23 protein-coding genes and 4 pseudogenes are annotated in these 24,824 nt (G+C 58.6%); 15 read left to right on the forward strand and 12 right to left on the reverse strand.

From position 1 onward, the window contains the following. The first annotated feature begins 15 nt into the window (after positions 1-15). The gene (locus HNQ72_RS21640; protein WP_183995206.1) at positions 16-639 is read left to right on the forward strand and encodes a DUF1684 domain-containing protein; all 624 of its coding nucleotides are present in this window, start codon (positions 16-18) and stop codon (positions 637-639) included. 134 nt (positions 640-773) lie between these two features. Here HNQ72_RS21640 and HNQ72_RS21645 read toward each other — a convergent pair whose 3' ends face one another. The 5 genes from HNQ72_RS21645 to HNQ72_RS21665 all read right to left on the reverse strand — a co-directional run bounded on the left by HNQ72_RS21645 (position 774) and on the right by HNQ72_RS21665 (position 5,704). Next, complete coding sequence (locus tag HNQ72_RS21645; protein ID WP_183995208.1) at positions 774-1,841, reverse strand: LLM class flavin-dependent oxidoreductase; 1,068 nt, start codon at positions 1,839-1,841, stop codon at positions 774-776. Then, the gene (locus HNQ72_RS21650; RefSeq protein WP_183995210.1) at positions 1,838-2,848 is read right to left on the reverse strand and encodes a C-terminal binding protein; all 1,011 of its coding nucleotides are present in this window, start codon (positions 2,846-2,848) and stop codon (positions 1,838-1,840) included. The genes HNQ72_RS21645 and HNQ72_RS21650 overlap by 4 nt, the downstream gene beginning before the upstream one ends. Positions 2,849-2,861: 13 nt before the next feature. Next, positions 2,862-3,764 (reverse strand): ABC transporter permease, encoded by a 903-nt coding sequence (locus HNQ72_RS21655; protein WP_183995212.1) that lies wholly within the window; start codon positions 3,762-3,764, stop codon positions 2,862-2,864. Continuing rightward, positions 3,757-4,587, reverse strand: coding sequence for an ABC transporter ATP-binding protein (locus HNQ72_RS21660; protein WP_183995214.1), 831 nt, complete (start codon positions 4,585-4,587; stop codon positions 3,757-3,759). Before HNQ72_RS21660 ends, HNQ72_RS21655 begins: the two co-directional genes overlap by 8 nt. Before the next feature lie 82 nt (positions 4,588-4,669). Continuing rightward, a complete protein-coding gene (locus tag HNQ72_RS21665) occupies positions 4,670-5,704 on the reverse strand; it encodes an ABC transporter substrate-binding protein (protein WP_183995216.1) in 1,035 nt (344 codons plus the stop codon). A 956-nt stretch (positions 5,705-6,660) separates the two neighbouring features. On the opposite strand from HNQ72_RS21665, the gene HNQ72_RS21670 reads away from it, so the two are divergent. The 6 genes from HNQ72_RS21670 (at position 6,661) to HNQ72_RS21695 (ending at position 12,124) form a co-directional block, all read left to right on the forward strand. After that, positions 6,661-7,518 (forward strand): ABC transporter substrate-binding protein, encoded by an 858-nt coding sequence (locus HNQ72_RS21670; RefSeq protein WP_183995218.1) that lies wholly within the window; start codon positions 6,661-6,663, stop codon positions 7,516-7,518. Next, a complete protein-coding gene (locus HNQ72_RS21675; RefSeq protein WP_183995220.1) occupies positions 7,518-8,540 on the forward strand; it encodes an ABC transporter substrate-binding protein in 1,023 nt (340 codons plus the stop codon). Before HNQ72_RS21670 ends, HNQ72_RS21675 begins: the two co-directional genes overlap by 1 nt. Before the next feature lie 70 nt (positions 8,541-8,610). Next, entirely contained in the window at positions 8,611-9,303 is a 693-nt protein-coding gene (locus tag HNQ72_RS21680) for an ABC transporter permease (protein ID WP_210319680.1), read from the forward strand. A gap of 12 nt (positions 9,304-9,315) precedes the next feature. Continuing rightward, on the forward strand, positions 9,316-10,110 hold the full coding sequence (locus tag HNQ72_RS21685) for an ABC transporter ATP-binding protein (RefSeq protein WP_183995222.1): 795 nt from the start codon (positions 9,316-9,318) through the stop codon (positions 10,108-10,110). A 139-nt stretch (positions 10,111-10,249) separates the two neighbouring features. After that, positions 10,250-11,266 (forward strand): NADP-dependent oxidoreductase, encoded by a 1,017-nt coding sequence (locus tag HNQ72_RS21690; protein ID WP_183995224.1) that lies wholly within the window; start codon positions 10,250-10,252, stop codon positions 11,264-11,266. 27 nt (positions 11,267-11,293) lie between these two features. After that, positions 11,294-12,124: a D-2-hydroxyacid dehydrogenase family protein gene (locus HNQ72_RS21695; protein WP_244654481.1), complete on the forward strand. Its 831-nt coding sequence runs from the start codon at positions 11,294-11,296 to the stop codon at positions 12,122-12,124. A 276-nt stretch (positions 12,125-12,400) separates the two neighbouring features. Here HNQ72_RS21695 and HNQ72_RS21700 read toward each other — a convergent pair. The 3 genes and pseudogenes from HNQ72_RS21700 to HNQ72_RS21705 form a co-directional block, all read right to left on the reverse strand. Then, a pseudogene (locus HNQ72_RS21700) lies at positions 12,401-12,713 on the reverse strand (addiction module antidote protein). Positions 12,714-12,717: 4 nt separating this feature from the next. Then, a pseudogene (locus tag HNQ72_RS30630) lies at positions 12,718-12,981 on the reverse strand (type II toxin-antitoxin system RelE/ParE family toxin). Positions 12,982-13,237: 256 nt separating this feature from the next. Beyond that, positions 13,238-13,978, reverse strand: coding sequence for an SDR family NAD(P)-dependent oxidoreductase (locus tag HNQ72_RS21705; RefSeq protein ID WP_183995226.1), 741 nt, complete (start codon positions 13,976-13,978; stop codon positions 13,238-13,240). A 274-nt stretch (positions 13,979-14,252) separates the two neighbouring features. Here HNQ72_RS21705 and HNQ72_RS21710 point away from each other — a divergent pair, with 274 nt between their 5' ends. Both HNQ72_RS21710 and HNQ72_RS21715 read left to right on the forward strand, forming a co-directional pair. Further along, on the forward strand, positions 14,253-15,209 hold the full coding sequence (locus HNQ72_RS21710; RefSeq protein ID WP_183995228.1) for a quinone oxidoreductase family protein: 957 nt from the start codon (positions 14,253-14,255) through the stop codon (positions 15,207-15,209). A gap of 22 nt (positions 15,210-15,231) precedes the next feature. Continuing rightward, positions 15,232-16,152: an alpha/beta hydrolase gene (locus HNQ72_RS21715; protein ID WP_183995230.1), complete on the forward strand. Its 921-nt coding sequence runs from the start codon at positions 15,232-15,234 to the stop codon at positions 16,150-16,152. A 14-nt stretch (positions 16,153-16,166) separates the two neighbouring features. Here the strand turns inward: HNQ72_RS21715 and HNQ72_RS21720 are convergent, their stop codons facing one another. Continuing rightward, positions 16,167-17,042, reverse strand: a complete 876-nt coding sequence (locus HNQ72_RS21720; protein WP_183995232.1) for a LysR family transcriptional regulator — start codon at positions 17,040-17,042, stop codon at positions 16,167-16,169. 136 nt (positions 17,043-17,178) lie between these two features. Between HNQ72_RS21720 and HNQ72_RS21725 the strand changes: the two genes are divergently transcribed. The 3 genes and pseudogenes from HNQ72_RS21725 (at position 17,179) to HNQ72_RS21735 (ending at position 18,898) form a co-directional block, all read left to right on the forward strand. Then, positions 17,179-17,838, forward strand: coding sequence for a hydrolase (locus tag HNQ72_RS21725; protein ID WP_183995234.1), 660 nt, complete (start codon positions 17,179-17,181; stop codon positions 17,836-17,838). 89 nt (positions 17,839-17,927) lie between these two features. Next, positions 17,928-18,410, forward strand: a pseudogene (locus HNQ72_RS21730) (pirin family protein); the annotation flags it as partial. Between the two features lie 125 nt (positions 18,411-18,535). Further along, positions 18,536-18,898, forward strand: a complete 363-nt coding sequence (locus HNQ72_RS21735) for a response regulator (protein WP_183995236.1) — start codon at positions 18,536-18,538, stop codon at positions 18,896-18,898. A 37-nt stretch (positions 18,899-18,935) separates the two neighbouring features. Here HNQ72_RS21735 and HNQ72_RS21740 read toward each other — a convergent pair whose 3' ends face one another. Next, the gene (locus HNQ72_RS21740; protein ID WP_183995658.1) at positions 18,936-20,384 is read right to left on the reverse strand and encodes a sensor histidine kinase; all 1,449 of its coding nucleotides are present in this window, start codon (positions 20,382-20,384) and stop codon (positions 18,936-18,938) included. Positions 20,385-20,727: 343 nt separating this feature from the next. Between HNQ72_RS21740 and HNQ72_RS21745 the strand changes: the two genes are divergently transcribed. After that, entirely contained in the window at positions 20,728-21,225 is a 498-nt protein-coding gene (locus HNQ72_RS21745) for an Hsp20 family protein (RefSeq protein ID WP_183995660.1), read from the forward strand. A 75-nt stretch (positions 21,226-21,300) separates the two neighbouring features. Beyond that, positions 21,301-21,593 (forward strand): annotated as a pseudogene (locus HNQ72_RS21750) (DUF982 domain-containing protein). Between the two features lie 643 nt (positions 21,594-22,236). Here HNQ72_RS21750 and HNQ72_RS21755 read toward each other — a convergent pair. Both HNQ72_RS21755 and HNQ72_RS21760 read right to left on the reverse strand, forming a co-directional pair. Further along, on the reverse strand, positions 22,237-22,824 hold the full coding sequence (locus HNQ72_RS21755; protein WP_183995238.1) for a hypothetical protein: 588 nt from the start codon (positions 22,822-22,824) through the stop codon (positions 22,237-22,239). 12 nt (positions 22,825-22,836) lie between these two features. Further along, on the reverse strand, positions 22,837-24,012 hold the full coding sequence (locus HNQ72_RS21760) for a zinc-dependent alcohol dehydrogenase (protein ID WP_183995662.1): 1,176 nt from the start codon (positions 24,010-24,012) through the stop codon (positions 22,837-22,839). Between the two features lie 617 nt (positions 24,013-24,629). On the opposite strand from HNQ72_RS21760, the gene HNQ72_RS21765 reads away from it, so the two are divergent. Next, entirely contained in the window at positions 24,630-24,824 is a 195-nt protein-coding gene (locus tag HNQ72_RS21765) for an ArsR family transcriptional regulator (protein ID WP_280518280.1), read from the forward strand.

Genomic DNA, 24,824 nt, shown 5'->3' on the forward strand with positions numbered 1-24,824 from the left:
AGAAACGGAAGTCGAATGAGTGAAGCCGAGCAGCTGTGGAATTGGCGTCAGACGATCGCCAACCTTTATCATGATGTGCGTTCCAACCCGGACGCCATCGTGGCGTGGCAGCTTTGGTGCAATACACGCGCCACGCTGTTTCGTACCCATCCTCAATCACCCATAGACCCAGGAGATCGCGAAACTTATGGAGGACCGGCGACCTTTGCGTATGATCCGGCACTTCGTCTTACGACGAGGCTCGCTTCATTGAAACCCGAACGGTTGACCATCGCCACAGGCGCGGATGGAGAGGTGTCAATTCGAGCGTTCGCCCGCACTGAGGGGCTTGACGCGCGATTGGGAGGCGAACTTACACTCTACTGGATCGAGGGCTACGGAGGGGGCGTCTTCCTGCCCTTCACCGATGCTACCTCGGGGACAGAAACTTACGGCGGCGGCCGATATCTTCTCGATACGATCAAAGGAGCGGATCTCGGGAATATCCGCCCGGACGGCTCGCTCTTGCTAGACTTCAACTTTGCTTATTTTCCGTCATGCGCTTATTCTTCACGCTATGTTTGCCCTTTGGCGCCTCCTCAAAACCGGTTGACCAGAGAGGTAAGAGCGGGCGAACGACATCACCCGAAACAATCGTAGGCTCCATCGATTGCGGAGCTTGAACCGGAAAGTCGCGCCTTATAGTTCGGTCACATACGAGTCTGATGTGTAGGTCAACGGTTAGACATCGCTCAAGAACTCTGCGATCGACGCCCCCAGAGATGCGCTTCGGATCAGATCATGAGCGGAAGCAACTGGCTGCCTTGCCTTTGGATCTCCGCCAGGTAGGGCGTGTCGGAGAGTACGAAATGGCTGATCCCAAGCGCCCGATATTTGCGTAGCGAGCGTGCGACATCCTCCGCCGAACCGACCAGCCATGTCGTGCCAGCGCCACCGCCGCCATATTTGCCAGGCGCGGTATAGAGATTGTCGTCCAAGACGTCGCCTTTCCCGGCCAGATCGAGCAGTCGCTGCTGGCCGACGGCCACCCCATGGCGGTGGTCCTGCCAGCTTCCTGCCGAACCCACCGCCATGTTTGCGACTTTCGCCTCGGCATCAGCCCAGGCTTGTTCTGTCGTGTCGCGAACAAGCGTGGTAATCCTCAGCCCGAATTCCAACGGTGCCAGGTCGCGATCGAGCGTCTTGCTCAATTGCTTCAAACGCTCGATACGCTCTCGAACGCCATCAAGCGGCTCGCCCCAGAAGAGCTGCACGTCGGCCTCGGTGGCGGCAACTTGCTCCGCTGCCGGCGAGGCTCCGCCGAAGTAGAGCTTGGGATGGCGACGATCGCCGATCGGTTCCAGCCGCGGCACGACCGTGGAGCCTTCGACCTCGAAATGCTCGCCGCGGAAGGTGACGTCTTCCTCCGTCCACAGCCGGCGGGTCAGCCGCATGAATTCCTTGGTGCGTGCGTAGCGTTGGGCCTGGTCGCCTTCCTTGTCGCCATAGGCCGCGAGCGCATCAGGTCCCGAAACGACGTTGACGCGCACGCGCCCACCGCTCAGGTGATCGAGCGTTGCGGCGGCGGACGCAAAATTCGCCGGCTTCCAGTAACCAGGCCGGACCGCAATCAGCGGTTCGAATGTTTCGGTGCGCGCGACAAGCGCGGTGGCTAGCGTAAACGTGTCGGGCCGGCCCCAGCCCGTGCCCAGCAGGGCACCCTTCCAGCCATTGTCTTCCATGGCTTTTGCCTGGAGGGTCAGCGTATCCAGGCTGTTGTGGTTCGGATCGACCGCATCGCCCCGATGGCCGGACTTGACGTCATTTGGGATGTACCAGAGAAATTCGGATTGGCTGATCATGATATGTCCGTAACCTGGTTTCGAAGCTTGCCCTCGTTGAGAAGTATCCTCACCGTCTTTGCTGCATTGCGACACATCTCGACTGCCGCGTGATCGGAATAGAAGGCATTGTGCGGGGTAATCACTAATCGCCCGGCAAGCCAGTCTTCGCGATTGCGCCATGCCGTCAAAAGGGGATGATCGTCGGGAGGCTCCTTGACCAGAGTGTCGATCGCGGCAGCCGCCAGATGGCCGCTGCGCAACGCGGTATCGAGCGCACCCAGATCGTCGATCAGCTCCCCGCGGGCGGTGTTGACGACGATCGCGCCCGGCTTGAGCCGGGAAAGACCGTCCGCATCGAGAAGCCCTCGTGTCTCGTCCGTTGCCGGGCAGTGAAGCGTAACGACATCAGACTGGGCGAGAAGGTCTTTAAGCTGGTCCATTCGTTCGTAGCCGATCGCCTTTTCGTGGCCCGGCGGCTGGCCCGGATCATAACCGAGGATGCGGAAGCCGAAAGGTTTCAGCCGGTTTACGACAGCCGTGCCGATCCTCCCGACACCAACCACGCCGACCGTCGCTTTGTTGGAACGAGAAAGTGGCTTGAGGCTATGGACCTGCCAGCCAGAGGCATATCCGCGGGCATGGGCGTCATGTTCCCAGAGCCGCCGATGCAAAGAGAGGATCATCGCCAGCGCATGATCGGCAACTTCCTCGGTGCCGTAATCCGGATTGTTGGCAAACGGTATGCCGGCGGCAGCGAGCGCCGCACGATCGATTTTCTCGTAGCCGACGCCGTAACGCACAACACCCTTACAGCGGGCAAGGTGAGCGATGCTTTTCGGTCCCAGCCGCGCGCCCCAGACCATCAGCGCATCGAGCCTTGCCAGACGGCCAGGCGCAAAGGATGTCTCGTCGGTGCTAGCGAAGAAATCGATCTCGACATCGCCGCCAAGCACGTCTGCTTCGAGATCAGGCTCGCCGATCATATGGTCGGTAATGCCGACTACATATTTCCGTTCTGATGTCATAATTATCCCGGCGCTAGCGCGTCATCCCCCACTTCACTACCGTCCGCTTCTCAAGTTCGCGGAACAGCACATTTTCGACCAGGAGGCCGAACAGGATGACCATGATCAGGCCGGCAAAGACCCGGTCGGTGTAAAGTTCGTTGCGGTTCTGGAAGATGTACCATCCCAGGCCACCCCGGCCTGAGGAGGCGCCGAAAACGAGCTCGGCGGCGATCAGGGTGCGCCAGGCAAAAGCCCAGCCGATCCTGAGGCCAGCGATGATCGAAGGCAGCGCTGCTGGGACAAGGATCAGCAGGACGTAACGCAGACCTCGCAAACCGTAATTGCGGCCCGCCATGCGCAAGGTTTCCGGCACGCCGGTAAATCCGGTATACATGTTGAGTGCCAGCGGCCAGAGAACCGAATGGATGAGCACAAAGACGAGGCTTGCCTGACCGAGCCCGAACCACAGCAGGGCGAGCGGCAGAAGCGCGATCGGCGGAAGCGGATTGAGCATGGATGTCAGTGTCGATAGCAGATCCCGTCCTATCTGGGTGGACACCGCGACGGATGTCAGCACGAAGGCGAGTACGACACCTGCCGCATAGCCCTTTATCAGGACATCCAGCGAATTCACGGCGCGCGCCGGAATGACGCCGCTGAGCGTGTCCTCCACCAGTGCCTTGATCGCCGCGGAGAAAGGCGGCAGGAGCAACGGATTTGCTTGAAGCCTGGCGGTGATTTCCCACAGCAAGGCAAGACAGAGAAGGATCAGCGTCTTGCGCAGCCATCCCCGCTGCCAGAGGCGCCGGTGCAGCGGCAAGGCCTGGGAGCTTGTCGTTTCAGCAAGCTGTTCAAGCGGCCGCTCATATTCGGGCCGGACCGGTGGTGCATGCCGCGCCTCCGGCTCAAGGCGGTTGTGCAGAGCTTCACTCATCGCCGGCTCCATTCGTCGCCTCGGCCTCTTCGAACAGGAGCCGGTGAATGCGGTTGGCAGCGGCCTGGAATTGCGGACTTCCGCCGCTTTTCAGATCCCACTCGTGGCTGTTGATCTCCGCACGCATGCGCCCCGGATGCGGTGACAGGAGCGCGATACGATTGCCGACTACCAGGGCTTCCTCGATCGAATGGGTCACGAACAGCAGGGTAAAACGCACTTCTTCCCAGAGCGCCAGAAGCTCTTCCTGCATCTTGCGCCGCGTCAAGGCATCCAATGCAGCAAAGGGCTCGTCCATCAGCAGCACACGCGGCTCCATGGCGAGCGCCCGGGCGATCGCGACGCGCTGCTTCATGCCGCCGGAAAGCGTGTTCGGATAGGCATCGGCAAAACGGGCCAGGCCTACTTTTTCGATATAATAATCGGCGCGTTCTTTGGCCTCGCTGCTGCTCACGCCGCCGGAAGCGCGCAGCGGAAAGGCTACGTTTTGCCGAACAGTCTTCCACGGCGGCAGCTGGTCGAATTCCTGAAAGACGACGACCCGATCGGGGCCGGGGCCATGTATCGGTTGTCCGTCAAGCAGGATCCGGCCTTCGCGAGGCGGGATGAAGCCGCCAACCGCCTTCAACAGTGTAGACTTGCCGCAGCCGGAGGCTCCGAGCAGCATGAACCGATCGCCTTCCCACACGTCGAAGCTGACATTCTGGGTGGCGCGCACCAACCGGCCCGGAGCGTGATATTCCAGCGTCACACCTTCGACGACAAGAAGAGGCAGGAAGGGCGGTGCCGAATTTTCCCTCAGAGGCGAAGGCATGACGTCCATTCTCGGTTCCATCAAATTGCAAGCTCGGGACCGGCTGCATCAGCAGGCCGAGCCTGGGTCGTGAAGGTTGGGAGAAGTGGCCTTAGCCGCCGTTCCCGCCATGGGCTTCCGGGAAGAAATAATCCTTCCAAGAGCCGGCCTCGGTCTTCAGGACGCCAAGCTTGTGCAGCTCGCTCGCGTACACGAAGGTGTTTTGCGGCGCGATGGTGAAATCGTTCTCGGGATCATTGATGATTTCGACGATGAGTTCGGGTGAAAGCTTCGAACCCTGCTGGCGTATGAAGATTTCCGCAGCCTTATCCTTATTGGCATTGATCCAATTCGCCGCTTCGCCCAGGGCGGCGTAGAAGGCCGCATAGGTTTTCGGGTTTTCGTCATGGAAGGCCGTAGTGGTGTAGAGGGCGTTGAAAGTCGCAGGTCCCCCGAGGATGTCGTAGGAGCTGATCACCTTGTGAACTGCCTTGTTGCCCTGCAGGGCCTGGTAATAGTATGGCGCCGAGGAAAAGTGCGAGTTGACCTCGGTCGCCCCCGAGATCAACGCCGCGGTCGCGTCCGGATGCGGCAGGCTGATCGAGATCTGGTCGAGCTTCTGGAAGTTGCCCTGGCCGAAGAGTTTCGCCGCCTCGATCTGCAACGTACGTGACTGGAAGCCGACGCCGGCCGCCGGCACTGCAATGCGGTCCTTGTCGCTGAAATCCTTCAGCGTCTTGACGTCGGGATTGGTGGTGATGAGATAGTTCGGAAGGGAGCCGAGGGCCGCAACCAGCTTGACGTTACCTCCAGTTCGATCCCACATCGTCAATGCCGGGGGCACACCCGCAGACACGATATCGAGATTATTGGCGAGAAGCGCTTCGTTCATGGCAGTCGCGCCGGAAATGGTCGCCCAATCGACCTCGATATCGATGCCAACTTCCTTGCCATGTTTTTCGATCAGCTTCTGGTCACGAACGACATCAAGGATCAGGTAGGCGATGCCGAATTGCTGCGCGATCCTGATCTTTCCTTCGGCGAGAGCCTGTCCTGCCATCATCGTAGCGGCGGTCAAGAATACGGCCCCGTAGGCCACACTGCGACTGAATTTGGTGCGACGCGCCGAAAGACTAAATGCGCTCATGAGTACCCCATTATGCAAAATAGGCTGGTGAACACGACGAAGCGCACGCTTCTTCGCAATGACATAGCGAACGCCAGAGCCGCGCGGAGGCGAGTTTGACGCCACTGCGAAAGGCTAAGTATCGCAATTGCATCTATCAACATGGCCGCGTTCTATTCTGCTGCGTGAAATGAGAGCAGAATCGCGTTGATCGGGCGAAATGTCGAAAAATCTTCGCATGAGGTTGTCAGCGCCGAAGGCTCAGGAGAAATCCCTGTCCTTCCGATGAATCTGACTGCGGCAGAGGCACCGGACGCAATACGCGAAATCATCTAATTGCTTAGACTGATCCTTGGATGTCTGCGCTCAACGGTAGACCCTGGGTCGAGCACAACTAGTTATAGCCAAGGGTGAGGTCCCGTGGCCGCGCGCTTTATCATAGAGCATATATTGATCCTTCTCTCCCATCAACATTTCTCGCACAAGCCCCCAGCCAAATCGGCCGATCAGAACAGGGGCTAGGCGATCGTCTCGCTTGCGTCGCAGCGCGGCTAGGCCGAGTAATAACGTTGGAATGCTTATACTCATAGTGACGAGCGGTGGTCACGCCTAGCTGGTCGGGAACTGCTAGGCCATCGCCCTTCATGTCCGCGCTGACATCATGTCGGTCGGTCTCAAAATGCGGCAGCCGCTTCTCGACGGCTGCCTTCGTGGACCAATTTTCGGAATCCACGATCGCTGAGCCAACCCAAAGCCGCGCTCACCCCCCATGGGAGACGATAAAAGCATTCACGGAACATGGAACTGCTGAGACGCCGAAGGTGTGAGGGTCTAGCAGTGGCGAGGCCAAACAGCAGTGCCTCTCTAACGCGCTAGCAAAAAACAAACCTCTTCAATGACGAAAATTTAGACGACTATATCTATAGAGTTCGTAGGCTAAAGGATACGGTTTCGCGGTCAATTCAGAGGAGCCGACGATGTCCGACACGCTTTACCGCTTCACATTATCACCCAACGGCCCAGTCTTCGATCTGCCGATCTATGTCGCCCTTGAGGAGGGCATCTTCGAGAAGAACGGCTTGAAAGTCGATTTCGTCGATAAGTACGATCCGGCGAGTTCATCCCAGGATCCGTTCAAGCGTCAGAAGGAAGCGCTCTATGAAGCGGGTGCGGCATCGGCCTACAATCTCTGCGAATGGGCTGGCCTCGACCGTTCGGAAAAGAGCAGCCGTGGCAGCCAGGTCTTCGGATTGCGGCCGGCGGTCGCGGCGCAGGCGATCATCACATTCGACGAGGATATCCAGGAGCCGCGTGATCTCGAGAACGTCGCCGTCGGTATCAACGAACTGACCGGATCCCACTACACGACCCTCCAGCTTCTGGAAGGTGCCATCCCGCGCGATACGATTATCGTCGAGCACGCTGGCCCGCCCCATGAGCGCTACCAGTCTCTCAAGGACGGCAAGCTCCATGCAATCGCGATCATGGAACCATTCATCAGCTTGGCGCTGAAGGAAGGCGCTCATATCGTTGCGGTCAATTTCTACCGCGGGGCCGAGGTGATATCTCCGGACGTGCCGACCGACAAACGCGAGGCGTATGTCGCGTCCGTCAACGAGGCAGCGGATCTAATTCGGGCCGATTTCAACAGATACAAGCATCACGTCGTCGCAGAACTTAATGGACGGCTTGCTCCAGAGGAACTCGCCTCTCATTTCGTCCATTACGCACACTCGCGGCCGCTCGATGAAAAGCGCTTCGATTACACCTACGAATGGATGAAGACCTGGAACCTGACAAAGGGAACGAGCGAATACAAAAGGCTTGTTGCCTGATGACGTCGTTCCTGAAAATCGGAAACATCGGCGGCCCTGCATTGGGCCGTCGGCAGGTGATGATGGGTCTGGCAGCGACTGCCATCACGTCGGGCCTGTTTTCGCCGGCGATCGTCAGAGCGGCAGACCGTTTGCCAGTCCGCATGAGCAAGGCTGGACCGGGCACCGCAGGCACGATCCAGGACGACCTCGTCGCGAAATTCCCCGAACTCGACCCCGGACTCGACATCGACTGGATTGATGGCTCTCCGGGACAGTTCCAGATGCTGCTCATCAGCGGAGCGCTCGATTGCGGTCCGTTCGGCGCGCTCGGCCTGGCAGAGGCTGCACAGAAGGGCGCGGAACTCGTGATTTTCGGATCACGCCTGAACAATCACGGGTCCTGGATCGTGAAGGGCGACAGTCCGTACCAGCATCCGTCAGACCTCAAGGGCAAACGCATCGCGACGCAATTGCCGACGAGCGACACCTACCGGCACGCTCGAATGGCTGCGGCCCTCCACAAGTTGGACCTGGAGAAGGATTTTCAGGTTTCATTCGGGCCGTCGGTCTCGAATGTCGCCCTGTTCAACAGAGGTGACGTCGATGCCGTGATTTCGATCGAGCCCGTGTCGACACAGTTGATTGCACAGGGGCATCGCGAGATCGCGCGGGTGGCGGATCAGTGGCGGGATGCGACTGGCGATAGCACCACGCTTTCACTTGTCGGTGTATCCGCGACCGCAAGGTGGGTCGACGAAAACCAGGAGACGGCCCGGCGCGTTGCTCAGATGACGCTCGGGGTAAACAAGCGGTTTGCTTCAGAACCCTCGCTCATCCGGGATCCTGCAATACAGGCCGGGATGGGACTAAAGAACCCATCCGAGGAGCTTCTTGCGCTTCTCGAAGAGCGTCTTCCGAGGGTCTATGCAACGGAATGGAACGAGGCTGTTATCAATGACTTCAATCGACAGCTCGAAGTCGCGATCGATCTCAAGATCGTCGAGAGCCGGCCGAACTACACCTACACTCGGGTTCTCTAGCCATTCCGTCCTCGGGGCGTTGGGGCTGCCCATCACTTTCCTTGTTCTGCTGACGCTGGGCTGGGAAGTGATGGCACGGCGCCTGGCAAACCCACTGGTCCCGGATGTGGCGGAGGTGGCGACGGAACTGGTCGACATCTTCGCGAGCGGTATGTTCTTCAGCCACATGACGATCACGCTTGGAAGGGTGGCGCTCGGGTTTCTGGTTGCGTTTGTCGTGTCTCTTGCCCTTGGCATCTTCATGGGCCGCAACCGATACGCCCGACAGTTCTTCGAGCCAGCGATCCTGATCGGGCTTACCGTGCCCGGTCTGGTGTGGGCGCTTCTCTGCGTCATCTGGTTTGGCATTTCGCTGACGACATCCACTCTCGCAGTGGCGCTGAGCCTTTCTCCGCCCCTGGCATTAAGCATCGCGCAGGGCATCAAGACAGTGAATGCCGATCTCCAGGAGATAACCGCGGTCTACCGCCTTTCCATCTGGTCCCGCCTGCGGTTCCTTTTCCTTCCCACGCTCACGCCATTCCTTTTGAATGGAATTCGCATCGGCCTGTCCATGGGCTGGAAGGTTATCGTACTCGTCGAGATTTTCGGTCTGTCGAGTGGGGTCGGCTACCGCTTGAATACCGAATACAGCGCCATGAATGTGGCCGGTGTCCTTGCATGGACGATCGGTTTCGCAGGTGTCATGGCACTACTCGAATACGGGGTGATCGGAGGCATCGAACGATATGTGACCCGCTGGCGGCGGGTGGCGACGGTTTAAGGAGCGCTTGCGATGGATCAGATCACTAACCGTGCAATAATTCCTCCTATCGACCTGAAGGACGGCGGTCTGACCGTGGAGGGCGTCTCCAAGTCCTATGAGGCCAAAGGAGACACGACGGAGGTTCTGCGGGATATCTCGTTCAGTGTGGGTGAGGGGGAAATCCTTGGCATCGTTGGCAGGAGCGGGTGCGGCAAGTCGACATTGTTGAAACTGATCGCTGGACTGGATCGTGATTTCGTTGGACGCATCACGCTGGATGGTGAAGAGGTTATCGGCCCGGGCGTCGAAAGAGGAGTGGTATTTCAGGAACCGCGCCTTTTCCCTTGGCTGACGGTCGAACAAAACGTCGCGATCTCCATCCATGAAACCCGAATGCCCTCAGGTGAAAAGCAAGAACTCGTCGCGAGCAATCTTGCCTTGGTTGGACTGGCTGGGTTCGAGACGAAGTTTCCCCACCAGATCTCTGGTGGGATGGCCCAACGTGCGGCTCTGGCTCGCGCCTTGACTTCCCGACCGTCACTCCTTCTGCTCGATGAACCCTTTGCTGCCCTGGACGCTCTAACGAAAATGCAGTTGCAGGATGAGGTCATCCGGATCTGGCAAAGCCGGAAGATGTCGATCGTCCTGATCACGCACGACATCGACGAGGCGATCCATCTCTGTGACCGCGTCATCGTGATGTCCCCACGTCCTGGAGAAATCAAGTCCGTCAGCTCCGTAGAAATTGCGCGGCCCAGGCCGCGGATTGGCGCGGCTGCTGACGCAATCCGATCGCGTCTGATGTCGGATCTCGGGCTTTTTTAGTCAAACCGAACGTACCAGTCGCGGTGCTCTGCCGTCCGCAGCCCGCAACATCTCTCTCTCAGGAAACGATCCGCTCGCCTTGGAAATCACCCGATTTTCCCTAGATCAGACATTCGCCTGGATCATCAAGGAGTAGCCCATGACGTTAGCTCGCCACATCGTCCTACAAAGCAGGCCAACTGGTCAGCCAGGACAGGATAACTTTCGTCTGGAGGAGTTCGATCTTCCGGAGGCTAACGAAGGCGACGTCACTGTCAGATCGCTCTATCTCTCCCTCGATCCCTACATGCGCGGCCGCATGAGCGATGCCAAGTCGTATGCGGCGCCAGTGCCCGTTGGTGGCGCGATGGAAGGCGAGGCCATCTCCGAGGTGGTCAAATCTCGGCACAATAACTTTGCGCCTGGCGATATCGTCCGTGGTCGCACCGGTTGGAGCAGCGGTGCGGTGATCAACGGTGACCAACTGCGTCGCGTCGAGACCCATGGCGCGCCGATCACGACGTCACTCGGTTCGCTGGGCATGCCTGGCTTCACGGCCTGGAGCGGATTGAAATTCATCGGAAAACCCACGCAGGGAGAGACGGTTGCAGTGGCAGCCGCTTCTGGCCCCGTCGGATCGATGGTCGGTCAGCTTGCAAGACTTACGGGAGCCCGAGCCGTCGGCATCGCGGGCGGCGCTGAGAAATGCGCTTTCGTGAAGGGCGAACTCGGCTTCGATGCTGTGGTCGATCACCGCTCGGACAGCTTCGCTTCGGATCTGCAGGCTGCTTGCCCCGACGGTATCGACGTGTATTTCGAAAACGTTGGCGGGCACGTCTGGAATGGCGTCTTGCCGCTTCTCAACCAGTTTGCCCGCGTTCCGGTCTGCGGCCTCGTCGCGCACTACAATGGTGCAGGTTCCGCCGATACCGACCAACTGCCGGCGACCATGTCGACGATCCTTCGGCGGAGCCTCCTTGTTCGTGGCTTCATTCAGACCGAGTTCGCAGCTGATCATTTTGACGAGTTCTTGGATGAGGTCGGGCCCCGGGTGGCTTCAGGAAAAATCAGGTACCGGGAGGACATCGTCAACGGCCTCGAGAATGCGCCAGAAGCCTTTGTTGGCATGCTGTCTGGTAAAAACTTCGGCAAGCTGATCGTGAAGATCGCCGAGTAAACTGAACGGACAGGGCGAGGGGACCGAATGACGAAGATCGCGATTTTGGATGATTACCAGAACGTCGCCCTGCAGACTGCGGACTGGTCTGTCCAGGCACGAGCTGATGTCATTGTCTTTAATGATCACGTGGCCGATGCGGACGCGCTTGCTGCCCGGCTGGCGGCGTTCGAAGCGATCTGCGTGATGCGCGAGCGAACCCCACTTCCGCGATCAATGCTTGAGCGCTTGCCCAATCTCCGCTTCATCGCATCCACAGGCGCGCGGAATGCGTCGATCGATCTTGAGGCCGCTCGCGATCTCAACATCACGGTGTCGAGCACTGGAGCCAATGGCAGCGGCGCGCCTGAGCTGACCTGGGCGCTGATCCTGGCTGCCGCGAGGCAGATCCCTGCCGAGGTGGAATCACTTCGCTCCGGAGAATGGCAGACGACCGTCGGACGTGATCTCAATGGCAGCACGCTGGGCATTATCGGCCTTGGCCGGATCGGCTCGCAGATAGCGCGCGTCGGGACGGCGTTCGGCATGAACGTCATTGCATGGAGTCAGAACCTGACCGAAGAAACAGCCCAAGCCTCAGGTATCACTCGTGTGGACAAGGAGGAGCTGCTTCGGAGGTCAGATTGGGTCACCCTCCATCTCGTCCTCTCAGATCGCTCAAGAGGTATTATAGGTCGTGACGAACTCGCCCTGATGAAGCGGTCGGCTTGGCTCGTGAACACGTCGCGTGGCCCGCTCGTAGATGAGGATGCGCTCGTTGCAGCTCTCGCCGACAACAAGATTGCGGGTGCCACCATCGATGTGTTCGACGACGAACCTGTTCAACGCGGGCACCGCCTGATATCGCTCCCAATGTGATTGCGACACCGCAATCGGCTTTGTCACCGAGCGGTCGTTCCGGATTTTCTATCGGGAGACTGTCGAGAGCCTACTGGCGTGGCTCGACGGTGCTCCGATAAGAACCCTTTAGGGCGATCGAGCCGCCGAATATGAGAAGCGGGGATTTTCCTGAAGCCATTGATCACAATAACAGGTCGCCGGTTCGATCCCATTCAAGTGCTTAAACCATGAGTAACGGGCTGCCTCGCTCTGGCACCGAGCGAAAAACATCTAGCAATTACTCGAATATGCCTTTCACTTCACTGCCGCGGTCGATCCCCTGTCGGATTTCAAGACAAGATTTAGCTTGTAGCCAAGTGCGTCAGCTACCTTTGCGATCGTCCCGAACTCTGGATTACCATCCCCACTTAATGCCCGGTAGAGAGCAGGTCGTGTAAGTCCGGTATTCTGAGAAAGATCTGTCATGCCGCGCGCGCGCGACAACACCAAGAGCGCGAGCAACATGATTTGCGTCTCCATCTTCGCTAGCAGCTAAAAGATATTCAGCAATCGCTTCCTCACTTCCAAGGAATTCGGCGGAGTCGTACTCAAACGTCTCAAGTGGCATATGGTTACTCCTTCAATTGCTGTGCTAGTTTTTTAGCTAATCGAATGTCTTTGTCCTGGTACTCTTGTCGCCACCACAGAGAAGAACATAAACGATCGACCCGTCTCGGACGAAATAGACTCGATAACCAGGCCCATTTAATGCGGAATTCGCTCACACCTTCGCCGACTGGCCTTACATCCCCAGGATTTCCTGCAGCGAGACGATCAATGCGGTCGGCAATTCGAGCTTGGGCACGACAATCCTTCACATGATCCAACAGGTTCAATCATTATCACATCATGATGAGTACTCTTTTTTTGCTGTGGCTGTCGGTACGCGTTTTGGCGTCTTCGGGCTCCTAAGGTGGCCCTTCCAAAAGAAAATTGCAGAAAATGTAACTGATCTGGACGACGGGTCGGCGGTTCGTATCCGTTTCAAGGCGACTGTAGGAATCTTGCGCAGCCTTTGACTGCAGGGAAGGTTTCCGATGTCGCGGAAAAGCGTGGCCGTCCTCAATGACGGCCACGCCTGTGGGAAGTGCGTCAGGCGATCGCGCCGCCGTCTGCGGTAAGCGTCGCCCCCGTGATTATGCTCGCAGCGGAGCTTGCCAGAAATACCACGGCGTTCGCGACTTCCTTCGGCTCGCCGTAGCGCCCCAGCGACGTCAGGCTCCGCTGGAAGTCTGCAGCCGCACCGCTTGCCGGGTTGGCGTCCGTGTCCGTTGCGCCAGGCTGGACGAGGTTCACGGTGATGCCAGACGGCCCCAGTTCGCGAGAAAGGCCACGCGTGAAAGAGGTCAGTGCCGCCTTGGACATTGCGTACGGTGTGAGCCCAGGGAAGGGTACCCGCTCACCCAGCGCCGAACCGATCGTGATGATTCGTCCGCCGTCGTGTAGACGCGGGATGACCGCCTTTGCGAACAGCACCGGCGCGCGAACGTTGACGTCCATGAGTGTTTGATAGTCTTCCAGGTTCAGATCGGCGATGTTTCCCGAGTGGCCGATCGCTGCGCTGTTGACGAGAATGTCCAGCCCGCCGAGAGCGGCCACGGCGTCTTCGACCGCCTGCACGATAGCTTTCGGATCGGCGCTGTCGGCCTGGATGGCGACGGCTCGGCGGGCGCGCGCTTCAATTGACCGAACAATCGCCGCAGCCTTTTCGGTCGCGCGCTGATAGGTGAACGCCACATCGGCACCATTCTCCGCAAGCGCCTCGACAATGGCCGCGCCGATGCCGCGCGAGCCGCCGGTGACCAAAGCGCGCTTTCCACTTAAATCAATCATATGCGTCGGTTCCTTTCTTCGTCATCAGTCGTGAAGTCGGGAGACCCGCAGTTGCGCGGATGCGCCCGACATGGTGTCCGGCCTATTTCGTGGCTCCATCGCAGCGGTTGAAGTGGCGGTGAATGCGACAGCTTGTTGCGTGGTGGGGAACAGCGACCGCTTTCCATCCCGCCCGTTGCAAGTCACGGAACATAGTGTTCCCGACAGGCGCCCTTTCTCAGGACTGTGGACTACCTACATGTCTCCACACGTTTCCTCTGAGAATGGAGTGAAGATGAAGGCCGCCGTCTACGACAATCCGGGACCACCGTCTGTGCTCAAATATGTCGACATGTCTGATCCGGTCTGCGGGCGGGACGAAGTCCTCATAAGGGTGGAAGCGATCTCCATCGAAGGCGGAGATCTGATCAACCGCAGATCGACGTCCCAGGCACCTCGGTGGGTGGTAGGCTACGCAGCGGCCGGGTTGGTCGTAAGTGTGGGCAAAGACGTGACCACTCGTGCCGTCGGCGACAAGGTCGCTGCCTTCAGCATGCAAGGATCGCACGCAGAGCTCTGGGCTGTCGCTGCTTCGCGAACATGGCTGGTTCCCGCGGGCCTGGACATTGCAAAAGCCGCCGTGCTGCCCATCTCCTTCGGCTCCGCCCATCACAGCGTGATCACCCGAGGCGGTGTCGGGGAGGGCGAAACCGTCCTCATCCACGCGGCGGCGGGAGGCGTCGGGTTGGCGGCCGTACAGCTTGCCAGACAGGCCGGAGCGACGGTCGTTGCCGTCGTAAGCGGGAGCGAAAGACAGACCCGTCTGATCGAACTCGGCGCCACCTTCGTTGTGGACCGAATGCAGCACGACGTCGAGGAAGAAGCGCGCCGACTGACCAATGGAACCGGCGTCGATCTGGTCATCGACCCGGTCGGCTCAACATTGCAGGCTTCGCTTTCCGCACTCGCCCCGGAAGGGCGTCTCGTCTTCCTCGGCAATGCCGGCGGCGGAAAGCTAGATGTCGATCTATGGCAGCCGATGCAGAACAATCAGACGCTTCACGGGGTATTCATGGGATCCATCTTCGAACGGCCTTCGGTGCACGGCACCGTCGACAATCTCCTTGCCGCCGCCGCAGCCGGACAGATCGACGTCGTGATCGACCGATCTTTCGCACTCGAAGACGCCGCCAAGGCACACGAATACGCCGAGGCCGCCAAGCCCCTGGGGCGGGTCGTAATGACCCTGTGAACAGAAGAAGGAGGAGCACCGTATGATCAAGCGGGTTTCGTTCAGGAACAGAGGGATCGAGGTCGTGGGTAATATCCACCTGCCGCCGGACTTCGAAGAGGGTGGCGCATATCCCGCGGTTGTCCTTGCGACGCCGGGCAGCAGCGTGAAGGAACAGATCGGCGCGATCTACGCCGAGCGACTCTCCGCAAAGGGCTTCATTGCGCTTACGTTCGACCCGTCATACCAGGGCGAGAGCGGCGGCGAACCACGTGATCTCGAAGATCCGGCCGTTCGTGTCGAAGACATTCATTGCGCTGTCGATCATCTGGCGACGCTATCCTATGTCAATGATGCGCGGATCGGACTCCTTGGGATCTGCGCAGGTGGCGGCTACGCGATCAAGGCAGCACTGACCGAACGGCGCGTCAAGGCGGTGGGCACGGTCGTCGCCAACGACATAGGCGAAGCGATGCGCCGCCTGCTTCCCGACTACCGTCAGACCCTCCTGGACGTCGCGGTGGAGCGCACCGCGCGGGCCCGTGGTGCCGAGCCGCGAAGAGATCCATGGATTCCTGATAGCCTTGCAGAAGCCAAGGCTGCAGGGATAACCGATCCCGAGCTTCTGGAGGCCGTCAAGTTCTACCGGGAGTCGGAGTATCGGCATCCGAATTCGACGAACCGCCTGCTGTTCGTCAGCTATGGCGCCTTACTGGGTTTCGACGCATTCAGCCTTGTGCCCGAGTTACTGACACAGCCGCTGCAGGTAATCGTCGGCGGGCGCCAAGGGCCGACCGGACAATACGAGGCGGGGAGGCGTCTGTTCGACCTCTCTCCCTCGAAAGCGAAGCACTTTTTCGAAGTCGACGGCGCGGGCCACTACGACCTGTATTACAAGCCGGAATGCGTCGGCCCGGCGGTCGCAAGGCTGGCCGAGTTCTTTTCGGAGCATCTTGCACCGTAGGATTCGACGGGCTTCTAGGAGGAGCCGGAGTCGAAGCATTCGATCAGCATCTCGGTCAGCACGCGGACCTTCTTGGCAGGGTGCTGTCCAGGAGGCCTGACGACGAAGATGCCGGCGGTGGGAGGCGGATACTTGGGCATCACTTCGACGAGTTCCCTCGAGGCGACATGCTGATCCGTGAGGCCGTTCGGAAGTCTGGCGATGCCAAGGCCTTCCAAAGCGGCTGCGAGCAGTGCCACTCCGTTGTCGGCCTTGAAGCGGCCTTGCGGTCGGATGTTGAGCACCTGGTCGCCATCGGTGACCTGCCAGGTCTCCGTTCCCTGCATGAGCGCCTCATGCTTGAGAAGTTCGTCCGGCGTTTCTGGTGAACCATTCGCGGCCACGTATTCCGGGCTTGCGACAAACCTTCCATAGAGAGGTCCGACGCGTCTGGCTACGAGGTTGGAATCCGGCAGATAGCCGATCCGGATGGCGCAATCGAAACCTTCGGTGATGAGATCGACGAAGCGGTCAGTGTAACACGAGATGACCTGGAGCTGTGGGTGTCGCCGTGCCATTTGAGAGAGGACGGGGGCGAAGTGGGTCGGCCCAAACGACAGAGGGGCGGCGACCCTGATGCGCCCGCGAAGCTCGCCCGCAGGCAATATCGTCTCGCGGGCCGCGTCGATCTCCGCCGAGATTCTCGCCGCGTAATCTCGGAAGGTCGCCCCTTCCTCGGTCAGTGCGATGCCGCGGGTCGTTCGCGCGACGAGCTGAACGCCCAACTCCGCCTCGAGACGAGCGATACGCCGGCTGACCATCGATTTGGAGACGCCAAGTCGCTGCGCGGCGGGTGTCACCCCTCCTGCGTCGGCGACTTCCACGAAGGTCCTGAGATCGTCGATTTCCATCTTGCGTTCCCCTTTTTGCAACACAGCTCGCGTTTCCGAGGGCTACCGCATTAGGGCTGGCGCTGACAAGGTTTTCGTGGATCGAGGTCCCACGGACGCGTTCACACTGTCGACGAACCATCAAAAAGGATATTTCATGACCTTTCGTAACGGCCTCGCCACGCTTCTGCGCCCCGAAGACTCGGTGCTCGTTCTTATCGACCATCAGCCATATCAGCTCGCGAACGTTAACAGCCACGAGCCAACGATGGTGGTCAACAACACGGTCGGCCTGGCGAAGGCGGCAAAGGCCTTCGACGTCCCGACCATTCTCACCACGGTGATCGCGGAACGCGGCGGCAACCTGTTTCCGCAGATCGCCGACGTCTTTCCCGGCCAGGAAATCATCGACCGGACGCTCATCAACACATGGCAAGACCCGAAAGTCGTTGACGTCGTGAAGGCGACGGGCCGCAAGCAATTGATAATCGCCGGCCTCTGGACGGAGGTATGTGTCGCCATGCCGGCAATCCAGGCCGCGGGTGAAGGCTGGGATGTGACCGTCATCACGGATGCATCGGGAGCGGTCTCCTCCGAGGCGCATCAGGTTGCACTCCAGCGTATGACGGCAGCCGGGGTTAACATGATGACGTGGCTTGCGCTCGCTGCCGAATGGCAGCGCGACTGGGCCCGTGCCGAACAGGCTGCGAAGATCACCGATGTCATAGTCCAGCATTCTGGCGGGAGCGGCATTGCCTATCTGTGGGAGCAGCAGCTGCTCAACACTGCCGCGCCTAAGGCTGGCGCTGGAGCGTAAGCGCGCCTAAAAAGAGGGGCGGGTGTACCATAGGTCTCCGCTCCTCGCTATAATTGGATGATCATCCGCCGAAGAAGAGGACGTTACATATGAGCTGGAACCCTGCGATCGGCTCAGGATGCCCGGATGACGTCGGCGTGGACGCGATCGAAAAGATGGTCGTTCCCTGCGCCCGCAACTTCGGCGGCTTCGAGGTCCGGCGCGCGCTACCTGCGCCCAATCGCCAGATGGTCGGCCCGTTCATATTCTTCGGTCAAGCCTGTCCCGCCGGGTAGGGCGTCGACGTTCGACCCCATTCGCATATCGGTCTTGGCACCGTGACCTACCTCTATCGAGGTGGCTTCCATCACCGGGACAGCACGGGTGCGAACCCGATCATAAGGCCAGGCGAGTTGAACTGGATGGTCGCAGGCAACGGCGTATCGCATTCGGAGCGCACGAGTGCGGCGGCAAAGGTCGGCCCGAACAGCCTGCTCGGAATACAGACGTGCCTCGCCCTGCCTGATAGCCACGAGGACGTAGTGCCTTCCTTCGAGCACCACGGCAGGAACCCGCTTCCGATGATTCAAGACCGTCGCTTGTACTAGTCGTGCGAGGACAAACTATTTTGAAACTTACGGATCATTTTCGTGGCGGCGGAGTTATGGAAAACTTGAGCGAAGCCTGAATGAATAAGTAATACGATGGAGCTTTAAGTATGAGCGACAACGGCATGACAGTCCTCGTCGTCGAGGACGAGGTTTTTGTCCGAATGGATATCGCTCAATCGTTTGAAGACCATGGCTTCCGAGTCCTCGAAGCGTCCAATTCCGACGAAGCGATCGTTCTTCTCGCTGGCCATCCTGAAGTTCTTCTGATGTTTACCGATATCGATATGCCCGGCAGCATGGACGGGTTGAAGCTTGCTACTGCCGTTCGAGACCGATGGCCGCCGATCAAGATAATCGTCACATCTGGCCATCGTGCGATGAGCGACGAAACTCTTCCAGTAGTCGGGCGATTTTTCAGCAAACCCTATAATCCGTCGCGGGTTATCGTTGCGATACGCCAGATGATCTGACCCTGCGACGCGACTGGGTTACGCATCAGAACCTTACCTAGATGTGGTCGTGCTCGCTCCATCCGCTTTCGAGTGGCGCAACTATCATGCAACTGACGCCACATGTGTCATAATCCAAGTGTACCTTACCCCCGAGCTGACCGGCTGACAGGGCATGTATCAATCGCGAACCGAAGCCTTTGCGGGTCGGGGGGACAACTTGCGGACCGCCGATTTCCTTCCAGGAGATGATCAGTTGGGCGTCGGAGGGCGAGACCTCCCATGACAAGGCCACCCTTCCAGAGCTCACTCCCAGGGCACCGTATTTTGCGGCATTCGTAGCAAGCTCGTGCAGGATGAGCGCCAAGGCCAACACGGCCTTCGGCGATACGTCGATATCAGGACCGCTTACATCGAAATGTTCGGGCGGATAAGCAGACAATGCTTCGGACACCGCGGTGCGAAGTCCGGCAGCTTCCCAACGTCCTCGTCTGAGCAGGTCGTGCGCCTTTGCAAGGCTTTGCAAACGGGCGTCGAACGCGGCTCGTTCGGTTTCGATGTCCTGTAGGCCGGTGAAAGTCTGACGGGCAATCGCGGCCACCGTTGCAAGGACATTCTTGACGCGATGGTTAAGCTCGCCGATCAGCAGATCCTGAACTCGCTCCGCTTCCTTTCGCGCGGTTATGTCTCGCGCGATCTTCGAAGCGCCGACGATCTTGCCATCTGCATCATAGATCGGTGAGACGGTCAAAGAGACGTCCAGGAGACGCCCGCTGCTATGTCGCCTGACTGTCTCGTGCGTGTCCACGCGCTCGCCCGCTTTGATCCGGGCGACAATGCGCGCCTCCTCATCTATACGGTCATCAGGGACAAGAATAGTGACCGTTCGACCTACGATCTCCTCGGCTGAGAAACCGTAAAGCTTCTCAGCACCCGCGTTCCAGTCGGTGACTGTCATATCGAGGTCGATCCCGAGGATCGCATCTTCTGACGATGAGATGATCGCCGCCAGCCGTTTCAGCGTCGCCTCGTAGCCGACCCGCTCAGTCGTCTCGTTGACAATACATAACACCGCGAGGACCTGACCCTGCTCATCGGAAACCGGCGAATAGGAAATGTCGAAGTACACCGTTTCGGGTACACCGTGCCGTTCGATATAGAAAGGTCTATCCTTGGCCACAACGGTTTCGCCGCGCTCGCGAACTTTGAGCAACAGAGGTTCGAGATCGTCCCATAGTTCAGCCCAGTTCTCCTTTGCGGGTCTCCCAAGCGCACGGGGATGCTTGGTGCCGATCGAAGGCGCGTAAGCGTCATTATAAATGGCGGTGAAGTCATCACCGCAAAACAGCACGATCTGTGCGCCCGAAAGGATTGCGATATCGACAGCGCACTTCAACGGAGCCGGCCACGACGACATGGGCCCAAGACCGGTGCTTGCCCAGTCATAATCGCGGATTATGTTAATCAGCGAGCCCTGGTCGGAGGTGCCCGGACAGTTGGTATGCATGAATTCCTCCCTCTCCCAAGTTTTGATTTGTTTCGCCTGATCGTAGGCGTCGATCACTGCAAGCCACTCTATTACATGCAAAATTATGCAGTGCTTGTGAATAGTGCAACTGTGCACACCGTTAGGATAGGCCCGTGCTTTCAGATAAAAACGTTATCGGGTTCGCTGATCCGTGGTAGACTATCGTGTTTTTTGCTCACTCGCCGAACTGCAAAGGAAGCATCACAAGCGATGCAAATTTTTATTGCTGGATCTTGAATCTTAAATTCCACAAAACCAAAACGTTTGCCGCCAGCCGCTGAACCACGGGTTGGTGGAGCGGCGCTTTTGGCGTTCCCGTCCCATGTTGCTCCAAGGAGGATATGGCTATGGCAACATCTACGACTACGCACCTCTCTACCGCTCAAGCGTGGGCTTTGACCGAATCTTCAATCTTCTGGAAAATGCTCAGCGCGCCCGCTCGACCAATGACTGGCCGCCCTATGAAATCGCCAAAACGGATTACGACACCTATCGCATCTCGATCGCGGTGGCGGGCTTTGCACAGGACGATCTTGACAACACCTTCCAGTCCAATCTCCTGACGGTCACTGCCAGGAAGCAGGATTCCACACCGGAGGGCTACTTGCATCGCGGAATTGCGGGCCGCCCGTTCGAGCACCGCTTTGAACTTGCTGATCATGTTCGGGTGAGCGGGGCGGATCTGAGCAATGGCCTCCTGACGATCGAGCTTGTCCGCGAGATTCCGGAAGCTCTTAAACCGCGGAAGATTTCGATCCAGAACGCGCCTGCGTTGACCTCGGTCTCTTCTACACAAATCGAAGCGCAGAAAGCGGCTTGATGAAGAGGTTCTATTGAGACAGGGCGCCGTTATTGGTGGCGCCCGTCAACATTCCGGGTTGGGAGAGAGAGAGCTATGAAACCCAATGTGTTCAGAGAGCCCGTAACTGTTCTCGTCGGCCTTGGCTTCCCATGGACGCTTACCGACACCTCGTAGAATGGCCGGCGTCGTTCAGGGACGCGGTACACTCTGTCGCCCTGAAAGCATGCCAAGCCGCGCTCCGTGGCGAGATCGAAGCGGACACGGCGCGAGGTTTCTTTGTGGCGTTCGCGCAAAAGCATGAGCTACTTTCAACCGAAACGCCTGCGGCCGTGGCATCCCGATCGCGTAGCGACAGCGATCTCACGTCCAGTGAGGCCGTGCCATGAGCAAGATGATGTTGCAGAAGTTCGTCGAGAGCGTGGTGGGCTACGGGGCAGATTGTTCTGATGCGAGGTATGCAGCTTCGACGCCCGATTGATGTGGTGAAGGCGCCGTTTTTTTCTAACAAGGATATTCGGACTATCCTCGCTGCCCGGGCATCCGATTTCTGTGCCATCCATTCGAGGCCGGCACTGCGGCAATTGCCAGGAACACCGACACCTGTGTCGGTCGATGAGGTCCATTCGGCACTCAAAGAACTTGATGGAAGGTGTTGCACCTAGAACAAACGCGTCGGTTTTTCTCTTGGGCGGATCGACGTGCCAAGCTCTGGCGGATAATGAGTGCTGCGCCGACCGTCAGCCCTCCAAAACGCAATCAGAGAGACATCGATCGGTTGGCCTCCGAAGGACGAAATCAAGGATCGGTGGCGGTTGGACAATCGCGAGGCGCCCTTCAACATCGACCAGACAAGCCGGTTCCGGCGGGGTGCGAACAGGCCTGTGCAGCACGCGGCTAGAGGACAGTAAGGAAAATGTCGGCGAGAAAGGCTGCCATCAAGGCTGCGCCTCGCGGATTTAACCGGCTTGGCGAAGACATTGCCGCCAAGCCTAGGGATGGCCAGGGGCAGGCGCCACCTGCCGTCGGCTCTCAGACACTATCGGCGCCACTGGTCTTCTTGGTAGGAGGGCCCTCATTTACCGAGGACGTCCGCAAGTCCCCGAGCTTTTTGCGGGCGGTGGCCCGGGATGCTTCGACGCCTTCGGCAAAGCCGCTCCGGTCACTGTAGCTACGTCGCTCACCACTGTGGCGAATATGGCGGACCGTGTGTGCACCTGTGGCGACAAAATCGAGGAGCGTGACCCCAGCAACCATAAGCATAGCCAGGACAGCATTGTCGCGCTTCGGATTTTCGGGCCGTATGGCCGTCGCCAGCGTGGCAATATCAAGCGCGTCACCGGCGATCCTGCTGTTGAGCCCGGCTCGCTTGTCGACCGACAGCGTCATGACCCCGGAGGCGATCTCCCGTATTCCATAGGCACGAACAAGATTCTCCTTGCCGCGCATGCCGAGCGCCCCTGTGACTTTTTCGGCGGCAATGAACTCGACAATCCCGAGATCGATGCTGAACCAACCGAGATTTCGCGCTAGACGATCTGAGGAACTGAGCGAGCTCGGCCCTGACCGAAGAACCTTTGGATCGCGCTCCGATCTGGTCATGTTGCTGGGAAACGCCATGTCAGAACCTCCTTATGGTTTCAGCACCACTTTGATACAGCTGTCCTTCTTGTCGCGAAACACCTTGTACATCTCGGGTCCTTCTTCGAGCCCAACGGTATGGGTGATCACGAATGACGGGTCGATCTGGCCCTCCTCGATGCGGCGCAGAAGATCGTCTGTCCAGCGGCGCACATGGGTTTGCCCCATTCGGAAGGTGAGGCTCTTGTTCATGGCCGGCCCCATCGGGATCTTATCGACGAGCCCGCCATAAACCCCGGGGATTGAGATGATCCCACCGGGCCTGCAGACATAGATCATCTCACGCAAAACATGCGGCCGGTCACTCTCGAGCATGACCACCTGCTTGGCGCGGTCCAGCAACGTATCCGGCTGACCCATCGAGACGTGGCTTTCCAATCCTACCGCATCAATGCATTTTTCCGGTCCCTTGCCATCCGTCAACTCGTTGAGCCGCTCGACAACGCTTTCGTGCTCAAAGTTAATGGTGATCGCGCCGCCGGCTTCAGCCATCGAAAGACGTTCCGGAATGCAGTCGATAGCAACTACCTGCTTGGCTCCCAGAAGCACGGCACTGCGGATCGTCATCTGGCCGACCGGACCACAGCCCCAGACGACCACCGTATCGGTCGGCTCGATATCGCACTGTGCGGCCGCCTGCCAACCCGTCGGGAAGATATCGCCGAGGAATAGGACCTGCTCGTCCGTCAGACTGTCCGGTACCTTGATGTGGGTCTTGTCGGCAAAGGGCACTCTGAGGTACTCAGCCTGACCACCGGGATAACCTCCGGTCAGGTGCGTATAGCCAAACAGGCCCGCCGTGGTATGGCCGAAAGCTTTGTCGGCCATTTCCTTGTTGCGGTTGGTCCTCTCGCAAACTGAGAAGTTGCCGCGCTTGCATTGATCACAGTCACCGCAGTTAATAGTGAACGGAACAACAATGCGATCGCCTTTCTTGAGGCTGCCGTTCATCTCAGAGCCGGTTTCGACCACCTCGCCCATCATCTCGTGTCCCATGATGTCGCCAGGCTTCATCGCCGGAATGAAATTATGGAAGAGATGAAGGTCAGAGCCGCATATCGCGCAGCTCGTGACTTTGATGATCGCATCACGGGGATGTTCGATTTCGGGATCCGTTACGGTGTCGCAGCGGATGTCTTCCTTGCCGTGCCAAACGAGTGCGCGCATTGCCTTCTCCTGCGGTTGTTGCAAAAAAGACGATGGTTTGATCTCGCTAGCGCTACGTTGGGCAGGCACTGCCAAGTCATCGCCTGCTCCGCCAACACCTGCGGGTGATGGAAGTTCCCCGTTTATTTGAGTAAGGCTGACATTGAGCGCTCCGCAGTATGTTCTTTGCAAGTGTTACAAGGCTTTTTGCGAGCTTGAAATGGACATATCACAGGTAGCGTGCTTACGTTTAAGGGACTGCAGCTTGATTGAGCGCCCACGGCGATAATCTGCCTTGTTATATCCGAACGAGCGCCGAGGATCCGCGCCGGCCAGGGCGCAGCGTAGTTATGTCGCAATGCCCTACGGCGCTTAAATTGTCCTGCAGCGGTTCATACATGCAGTCCAGCCAGTGAAGCCAAAAAGCTACCCAGTGTTATTTACATATAACTAATATCAGACAACTCGTCTCCGCGCTCGAATCAGTAAGCGCCAATGATCAGATCAGAGACATTTAATGACACGCACCTTCGCGTTTCAGGCCGCCCCCGGCATCACCGCTTCTTTCTCTCTTGGGCAACGAGAAAAGAATCCAAGTCCTAGGTTTGATTGCAAAGCGATAATGGGACGTCCGCTCTTTGGCAACCCAGGTCGGGTTGAGCCAGTCCGCATTATCGCAGCATCTCACGAAGCTGCGTGATGGCAAACTTGTGACTGTCCGGCGTGAGGCGCGGACGCTTCACTATCATTGCTCTTCGCCTTCCGTCATTCTCATTCTCGGCGTTCTGAAAGACCTTTTCTACGAGAATGCCGACCTTGCTTACGCAGCTTAA

The organism is Aliirhizobium wenxiniae (genome assembly GCF_014201355.1).
GTDB lineage: Bacteria > Pseudomonadota > Alphaproteobacteria > Rhizobiales > Rhizobiaceae > Neorhizobium > Neorhizobium wenxiniae.